Origin of the sequence: Mesorhizobium helmanticense (assembly GCF_003034915.1) — a bacterium.
In the GTDB taxonomy this organism is placed as follows: Bacteria; Pseudomonadota; Alphaproteobacteria; order Rhizobiales; family Rhizobiaceae; genus Mesorhizobium; species Mesorhizobium helmanticense.
Genome location: NZ_PZJX01000093.1, coordinates 1 through 5,036, shown reverse-complemented (window position 1 = coordinate 5,036; position 5,036 = coordinate 1). Strand labels below are relative to the sequence as shown.

The following is a 5,036-nucleotide window of genomic DNA, read 5'->3' as shown; positions in this document are numbered from 1 at the left end:
CCTGCCAAAGCTACCTTCTCGATAACGGGGCAGGCGGATACTACGACTACGGAGCAATTGTTCTTCGAGAAGTCACGTTCAATGAGTACTTCCTTGATCTAAATCTTCGTGCTCATCGACACGATATGTCAACGTCGACCTACGTTATAGCGAGGTTACCAATATCGTTCAGACCCGCCGGATCCGCAACGGCGGCCCCGATTACAAAAACTTCCAGGAGATCGTGAATAAGAACGCCACCGAGCAGTTTGTGAATGCCAAGAACTTCTTTAACGGCGGCTCGACCCCACAACAAGACATCACGCCCCAGGTCTGATCCTCATGATTGGTCTCGAAAGCAGCAGCGCACCAACCGACGGTGTCAATTCGAAGAAACCTCGCCGGCGTCATAGATCAGGTCCGGCTGACAGCTGTGCCGACGAACTCCGGCCCTGCTTCTATAAGAAACCAACTATGAACTCGATCGCAGAAACAACTGCGGGCCTCTTCCTGGTAATCGGCGTCCAGAGCAGCGGCCCCCTCGAAGCGGAGAGGATTTGCTCAGCCTTGATTCAGAAACTGTCCGAAGGCTCAATTCTGAACTTGGATCCTAGTACGTGGCAGAATGCCATGCAAAAGGTGCCGAACCAGGTGGACCCCGCCACGGCTTCGAAGACCCTGAACCGCACGATGGCCGTTGCGGATTTGCCAAGTACCCTTGCGTCAATTTGCGCCGATGCTGCCGACGGCGACAAAGCAGGCGTCGATCTGGCGAAGCCCATCAGTGTCTATCTGAGCAAATACGGCGAACCGACTGCATTCAACTGCTTCATCCTGGATCAATCCGACTCCGCGAAAATCTATTTATCTTTAACCTGCCTTGCCGTTTTCGATGGTGGAAGCCCTGGCAGTTTCGCCGTCACCTCAACATTGCTGAAGGCGTGCCTGAATCTGTCAAACAAGGATACGCAGTCTACTATCGCGCAGGTTTTCGGCCGCTTCGGCCCGCCGAGCGACTCACCTTATTACCTGCGCGTCTTGCTCTGATCCGTATGCCTGACTTTACACCAGAAGGAGCAGCACGCTCGTTGAGTATGTGAATACCGCACATTTCGTCAGCGGAGCGAAGTCGGTGGTGCGCTTTGTAGCGGGAAAGCCCATGCCCTATTATGAAGACTTCGCGAAGGCGGACGGATGGTCCGCAGCGGATGTCAGCGTCCGTCTCAACAATGCGGCAGGCCGGAAATTTCTCACTTTCTTGCGAAGATCGGGGTGACCACGGTCATTCGGTATTACGCGAGTTCCGCGAGGCCAAAAACCATCGCACCAGTGGAGGCCAAACTACTATCTGGGCACGGTTTCGGAATTCTACCGATTTTCCAGGACAGCAGCCGCCATATTTCCAATTTCTCGAGCTCGATCGGTACTGCAAATGCAAGGAGTGCTATGGGGTTCGCAAAGCGCGTCGGCCAGCCGAAAGATAGAGGCAGTACGATTTTTTTCGCCGTCGATTTGGACTATCCGGCTACGCAGATCGATGGCCCTATCCTCGCCTACTTCCACGCGATTAAAGAGGAGATCAACGGCACTTTCGTAGTCGGCGCGTATGGTAGCGGTGCCGTGCTCTCAAAATTATTGGCGGAGGGACTGATCACGGTTCCATGGATATCTATGTCGCCACTGTTTCTTGGAACCGAGCAGTTCTTTTATTCCAACCGATGGTCGATGCGGCAGGTACCTCCAGAGGTTGCCCATGGCTCCTCTGGGGTGGGCTATGACCGCAATATCGTTCGGGTTCCTCGGAGGGAGATCGGGGCCTTCCAAGTTGATGAGTCGGGCGGAGGCTCGCTGGCCTAGGATGGCGAGGGACTCCGGCTCGTAGGCGCGGCAAGCTGAAAACGTTGTCGCGTTTATGTTCGTAGAGGTCTCCGACGTCAACGGCGAGTGTAAGGTTGTTCGCGGTATCTCGCAAATCGTCTCTCCACGCGCTCGCCCCGCTACAATTGAGCGGTGCGGCCGCCATCATCATCCCCGGAAGTACCTGCAGCGCCGTCCACCCACGCCCAACCGGCGGCCGACATTGGGCACCAGTACCACGCCGACGTCGTGCGATGTCGCCGCTCGACAGATCGATGCCGGAACGGGTGGTGTGATGCTTGGTCGCACCACCCGGCAGACGTGTTTCTGAAAGTTACCTTAAGGCAGGTACATCAACGGCCAGCGCATTGGAAACGGCAACGCTGTGAACGGAATTCGGGGAGAAGGCGTCACTTACCATGGCCGAGACCTCAACGGCCGGAGCGATCTCTGCTTCTGGAGGCAGCCATTAGATCCTCGCGGGCGTGATTGTAGGCGTGGCTTATGGAATGCCCGACTTGACCACCCCGCCGCAGCTGTTCATAGGAGATTTGCGCACCTGTCGCACGGACTTCAGCTTCAAGACCTGCTATGTGGCCGTCCAGATTCGCATTCCATGCATGCTGCGGCGGAGGCATGTGCGGCAAGATATCTTGCATGCCGGGAACTGCGTGAGCTTGGACCTGTTGATTTGCGTCGAACTGGTGATACGCCGCCAATTCCGGCGGCTCGACAGGAGGCCGCGGCAGCGAGTCAAGTTGGTTGGCGGCCACCAGAACTGATTCCACTGCGTCTTGGTGCGTGCGCGAGGAAGGATCCATTCCGTAGGCTTCCTGAATCATCAGTGATGCGATTTCCCTTTGTTGGCCTTCAGGAATACGGGACAATGCGTTGCGTACACTATCGGCGAACTCGGGTGAGATCACCTGTACTTCTGCATATTTCTCCCACGATACGGGTGCGTTTTGCTTCCGGCGCAAATCGTTGGCAGTTTGTTCATTTGTGTCCGGATGCGCGAACGGAATCAACCCCTCAACACGGTTTTTCAGGAATTCGGCGGTGCTTTTGTCCATCGACCAATGACCTTCCTTGACCGGCACTCCGCTCCATGCGCTGTCCTTCAACCGAACAGCGGGACCGTTGGCCCAGGCATCCATAACCACGGTCGACCTCGGGTCGCGGCTTCCGCGCCGCAGTTCGTTCCAAATGTGACCCGTCTTGACTGGGATCTCATCACCTTGGTCGGTTATCTCTTTCATTGACACGGAAGCACTAGAGGTCATACTCCGCTCGTCGGCCGCCATGTGTGGGGCGTGGACGATAGCGGAAAGGGGAGCGGTCTGATTGCAGCACGCCGCTCCCATGACTACGGCCACTGCAACCTTAATGTTGTCGTCTGCTCCCATCATTGCAACCGACGATCCGATGCTGTTGTGGCCGTGAGAGGGAATGTCGTCCACCTTAACGTTTCCCCGGCCATGCTTGAGCAGCAGGCGGACGTCGTGAACTGTTTGCCCCGCTGTCGCGAGTCTTATCGGGCTGGTGACATCGTCACCGACGACACACGCTCCCATATGATAGGCGGCCTGCTGGATCTGATGTGGCTCCAGAGGCGCCCGCCCCGTCGCAACCTGTCGGCAGGCGTGCCCAGGGAGACCCCTCAGCGCTGATATGCTCTCAAAGCCCGACGCCGTGGATTCTCGCGGCGACTGTCGAGTCGATCCGGAGGATTTGGAGATGCAAATTCCCATAGCCGTTCACCTGTAGTGGAGTTTCTGATCGCCGAGGGACGGGATACGCGAGACGGGCGCTTAACCGTCAGTGTCATCTGGATGACTCATGCTAGGCGGGTTGGCTTACGACAAGCTGACGGGCACCGTAAACTTAACGCTGTGAAAACGGGCACCGTAACGTTAACCGGGCATCGATCAAAATGTGGGATCTGGCGGCATGACCATTCGGAGTCTCGTCATCGGCAGTGGCCATGAACACTTGCAGGCCGGTATTGCCGAGAAAATTCTGCTTGCCAGCCTCGCCTTAGGCCCCTGTCAGTGCCGAGAGGCTCTGGATGATGAGCCTGAAGCGACCCTGCGATGGTCGTAATTGCGGTCTCGATCGCCTCCAGCTTGCCCAAGTGCTTGAATTCATAGAGCACAAAGAAGTGCAACGTCCTGAACTGCACGTCGCGGTTGCCTCTCGGCGGATTTGAAGCTCCCGAGATCGCTTGCTGTATCGCGCGGGTAGCCGTTACTAACCGTTCTGCAACATGGTCAATGGCCCGTCTGGAAGGTCGAGGTGGTTACGGCGTTCCTCGGCCCTCCTCCCGTCGCGGGATGGACTTCCAGCTGCACGTGTCCGTTTGCTATCGCGATCCATTGCTCAGCTTCCAAAGTCGTTTCTGTACCCCATGAGGTTACCACCGAAGCATGATCTGCTAAACCAACATGGTGTTACACTTGTAGTCTCGCAGAGGCTTCTCCCAGCTCTCTGGGTCACGCCGAGAGCCGTAACCAGATCAGATTTTCCGGGCGGAGGGGTTTGCGGCGAGCGCGTTCGTGATTCACCATTTGCGGACGCTACCACCGACTGATTCGCTTGAAGGCTGTCGCTTGCTCAGCTCCGCGGGCCGTTTGCTGCGCTGATCGGCTTAGTGCGCGGTCTTCAAGGCCGGGTCGAGAGCCTTGAGATCGAGAACCAGGCGCTGCGCGCCGAGATCCAGACCCTCAAGGATCGCCCTCCGGACAAGCCGACCAAGCCGTCGGAATGGGCAACGCAGCCGGCATCTGGCAAGGGGAAGCGACGCCGTCGCGGCGCAAAGCGCGACGGCGCTCGCGTGAGCCGCGAGGTGACGGTTGCGGTGAGCGCTCCTGCGGGCTCACGCTTCAAGGGATACGAGACGATCCTGGTGCGCGATCTGGTTCTGTCGGATGTGATGCGCTATCGCCGGGAGTGCTGGGTGACACCGAGCGGCGAGAGGCTCTCGTGGCGCCGCTGCCGGCGGGGATTGTTGGCGGCTGGGCGCGAACCTGCGCCGCTTCATCCTGGCCTGTCACATTCAGCGGCAGGTGACACTCGACAACGGAAGCCTGTCCCCGCGACGACTGCGCAGGAACCGCAGCGAACGCATGTGGGCGCCGCCACAGCACCCGCATCCTCCAGGTCCTGCATAACCGAGATATGCCGGCGCCTTCTTCTACGGT

The 5,036-nt window shown here is 57.9% G+C and carries 3 protein-coding genes and 1 pseudogene; 2 read left to right on the top strand and 2 right to left on the bottom strand.

The features are described 5' to 3' along the window. The first annotated feature begins 453 nt into the window (after positions 1 to 453). Both C9427_RS33250 and C9427_RS33245 read left to right on the top strand, forming a co-directional pair. On the top strand, positions 454 to 1,026 hold the full coding sequence (locus tag C9427_RS33250) for a glutamate acetyltransferase (RefSeq protein ID WP_107653156.1): 573 nt from the start codon (positions 454 to 456) through the stop codon (positions 1,024 to 1,026). A 225-nt stretch (positions 1,027 to 1,251) separates the two neighbouring features. Continuing rightward, positions 1,252 to 1,836, top strand: coding sequence for a glycoside hydrolase domain-containing protein (locus C9427_RS33245; RefSeq protein ID WP_208636458.1), 585 nt, complete (start codon positions 1,252 to 1,254; stop codon positions 1,834 to 1,836). Between the two features lie 431 nt (positions 1,837 to 2,267). On the opposite strand, the gene C9427_RS34570 is transcribed toward C9427_RS33245, so the two are convergent. Together C9427_RS34570 and C9427_RS35160 are read right to left on the bottom strand one after the other, a co-directional pair. Next, a complete protein-coding gene (locus C9427_RS34570; RefSeq protein ID WP_245437284.1) occupies positions 2,268 to 3,296 on the bottom strand; it encodes a type III secretion protein in 1,029 nt (342 codons plus the stop codon). A 499-nt stretch (positions 3,297 to 3,795) separates the two neighbouring features. Continuing rightward, positions 3,796 to 3,994 (bottom strand): annotated as a pseudogene (locus C9427_RS35160) (type IV secretory system conjugative DNA transfer family protein); the annotation flags it as partial. Positions 3,995 to 5,036: the final 1,042 nt, after the last annotated feature.